The sequence below is a fragment of the Urinicoccus timonensis genome (assembly GCF_900232945.1).
Lineage (GTDB): Bacteria > Bacillota > Clostridia > Tissierellales > Peptoniphilaceae > Urinicoccus > Urinicoccus timonensis.
In genome coordinates this window covers 1-2,859 of sequence record NZ_OCTU01000013.1, presented here as the reverse complement: position 1 = coordinate 2,859, position 2,859 = coordinate 1, and the positions used below count along the sequence as shown (strand labels likewise).

Sequence of the window (2,859 nt, the reverse complement as noted above, 5' to 3'; positions counted from 1 at the left end):
CTTTACCGTAACCCTAATCACCCCAATTGCCATGGACGAAGGACTTCGTTTCGCAATTCGTGAAGGAGGACGTACAGTAGGAGCAGGAGTTGTATCCAAATTATTAAGCTAAGAGCTTAGAAAAACTGACAAGGCAGGTATCGAAAGATGCCTGTCTTTTTATTTTATAAAAAGCCTTGCTAGCCAATTGAAAATATGATATTATTTTGATATCAAAATAAATCTTGGAGGTGGATTATGAAAAATAAAGAAGAAGAAATTAAAGAAAAGATTCTCAAGGGACGTAAAATAGGAATCTATGTTCTATTGGGATACTTATTGGGCCTAGTGCTGGCGGTTATTTATATAATAAATTATGTAGGCTACATTACTTATTATGGTGCTGGATTTACTGAAAAACTGGTTTTTATTCTAGCTATCCTCTATATAGGCCTGGCGTGGATTATATTATGTGGTTTAAAGGTGCTTAGACCGCAAGAGGCTTATGTCTTTACCGTATTTGGGAAATATATTGGCACTGTAAAAGGAGAAGGCTTTTACTTTATCCACCCCTTTGCCAGGGCCTTTAATCCCGCTGCGAGTACTCGACTGGGACAAAGTGGTGATGTTAAAGAGATAAAAAAGCTAGGTCAAGCAGACAAGGGACAAGAGAGAAGTCCAGGAGCCTTAGAAGATAAGCGAATTTCTTTAAAGGTCATGACCTTAAATAATAGCAAGCAAAAAATCAACGATTATTTGGGGAATCCTGTTGAAATAGGCATTGCAGTCATGTGGAAGGTTAAGGATACAGCAAAGGCTGTCTTTAATGTGGATAATTTTAAAGAATATCTATCTCTTCAAACAGATACGGCCTTAAGAAACATTGTCCGTCAATATCCCTATGATGTAAATCCAAACTATAAAATTGACACGACAGGAGACGGAGAACCTGATGATGGGTCCTTGAGAGGGTCTAGCGAAGTTGTTGCAAGAAGAATCAAAGAAGATATCCAGTCTAGGGTTGAATTTGCGGGTTTAGAAATTGTAGACGCCCGTATTACCCATCTTTCCTATGCTCCAGAAATTGCACAATCCATGTTGGTTAGACAACAAGCGTCTGCCTTGATCGATGCTAGATCTATGATTGTTGATGGGGCTGTAGGAATGGTTGAAATGGCCTTAGACCAATTAGAAGACAAGGGGGTTATTGACCTGGATGAAGAGAGAAAGGCTGCCATGGTCTCCAATCTAATGGTGGTTCTTTGTGGTAATAGCGAGGTATCCCCCATTATTAATTCGGGAAGTCTCTATTAATGACGGCTAAAAAACAAATTCCCTTACGAGTTTCAAAGAAGTTATATGAACAAATTGCTTCCTGGGCAGAAGATGATTTTCGTTCAATCAATGGACAAATTGAATATCTTTTAACGGAATGCGTAAAACAAAGAAAAAAAGATGGGAAGTATGTAGGGGAAACAATTGATCAACCTCTGGATATCGATATAGAGTAAGGCTGGAATTTTCCAGCCTTCTTTCTTTAAATAAGGAAGAATCAATCTTGCAGTATTGCTTAAAATTAGGTAAAATAAATTAAAACATATTATTGAAAGAAGGTTTGAATTGAAAATACTCTATCGGATCTTTATCGTCCTTACCATTCTCCTGCTTTTGGCAGGACTCATTTTGGGGAACCTATTAAAACCTCAATCCTCAAAACAGGTAAAAGTACGAAGCGATCAATCCCAACAGACAGATGTTAAAGACCTACCTAGAATCAATGCGTTTAAGGGAGACCAACCTCTTCACGTCTTAATCCTAGGAGTCGATGAAACAGCAACAAATGAATATACAGCAGAAGAATACGGATCTAGATCAGATACAATTATGGTATTTTCAATTGATCCAGTTAAAAAAACAGTTCAGCTTCTATCTATTCCTCGAGATACCTATGTTAGTATTCCAGGCTATGCCAAGACGAAAATCAATCATGCTTGGTCTCATGGGGGCTACCCTCTTGTGGAAAAAACAGTAGAAGACTTCCTGGGAATTAAAATCGACTACCATGCCATTGTTCGATACAATGCAGTAAAAGAATTAACCCAGGCAGTCGGTGGAGTAGAAGTCTACTTACCAGTGGATTATAAATATACAGACACCCTGGTAAAACCGGCATTACGCATTAATTTCACCAAGGGATATCACCTTGTGGCTGGAGAAAAAGCTGTGGACTTTTTAAGGATTCGAAAAGCCTATGCAGACCAAGACATTGGACGAATCAATCAACAGCAAAAATTTCTCATGTCTCTTTTTGACAAAATGAAAAACAAAAGCATGCTATTTAAGTTGCCCCAACTAGTTGATATTGCAAATGAAAATATCGAAAGTGACTTATCTTATGGGCAAATCGTGGACTTGGCCTATTTTGGCTTGTCCCTAGAAAAGGAAAACATCCATATGTCTACCCTAGAGGGAGAAGAAAAGATGATTGATGATATTTCCTATTGGTTTGTGGAAAGAGAATCTGCTCGGAGACAGATGACTTTTGAAAATCAAAGTCAAGAAACTTCAGAAAGTATCGGAAATAATAGCGGTGAAAACCAAGAATAGAAAAACGAGAAAAGAACTTAGAAATTTCTAAGTTCTTTTCTCGTTTTTCTATTGACAAAAAGTTGAAATTTAAGTAAACTATAAAAGCTGCTAAAAACAAGGCCAAGGCCCTTTGAAAAAGCAGCAAAAGAAAAACCAAAAATCCTCTTGACAAAGACAGGGAGACTTGGTAAACTAATACATGTTGTTTTCCACAAGTAAAAAGCTTTTTAAGAAATTGTAAAAAAGTTCTTGACAAAGACCTTTTACCGGTGGTAAAATAATTAAGCTATC

Annotated in this window: 4 protein-coding genes; all 4 read left to right on the top strand. The window is 37.3% G+C overall.

Features of this window, described 5'->3' with window-relative positions; translation table 11 throughout:
• Nucleotides 1–112: EF-Tu C-terminal domain-related protein (locus CS898_RS09765; RefSeq protein WP_503169813.1), on the top strand; the 112-nt coding region annotated here is incomplete at its 5' end.
• 125 nt (nt 113–237) lie between these two features.
• A complete protein-coding gene (locus tag CS898_RS09760; protein ID WP_099207803.1) occupies nt 238–1,293 on the top strand; it encodes an SPFH domain-containing protein in 1,056 nt (351 codons plus the stop codon).
• Nucleotides 1,293–1,490, top strand: a complete 198-nt coding sequence (locus CS898_RS09755) for a type II toxin-antitoxin system antitoxin (RefSeq protein ID WP_009430039.1) — start codon at nt 1,293–1,295, stop codon at nt 1,488–1,490. The genes CS898_RS09760 and CS898_RS09755 overlap by 1 nt, the downstream gene beginning before the upstream one ends.
• Before the next feature lie 109 nt (nt 1,491–1,599).
• Nucleotides 1,600–2,586: an LCP family protein gene (locus CS898_RS09750; RefSeq protein ID WP_099207804.1), complete on the top strand. Its 987-nt coding sequence runs from the start codon at nt 1,600–1,602 to the stop codon at nt 2,584–2,586.
• Nucleotides 2,587–2,859: the final 273 nt, after the last annotated feature.

Bases quoted from the DNA above. Each gene is read 5' to 3' on its own strand.
- CS898_RS09760 (WP_099207803.1), top strand. From the start codon at position 238: ATGAAAAATAAAGAAGAAGAAATTAAAGAAAAGATTCTCAAGGGACGT.
- CS898_RS09755 (WP_009430039.1), top strand. From the start codon at position 1,293: ATGACGGCTAAAAAACAAATTCCCTTACGAGTTTCAAAGAAGTTATAT.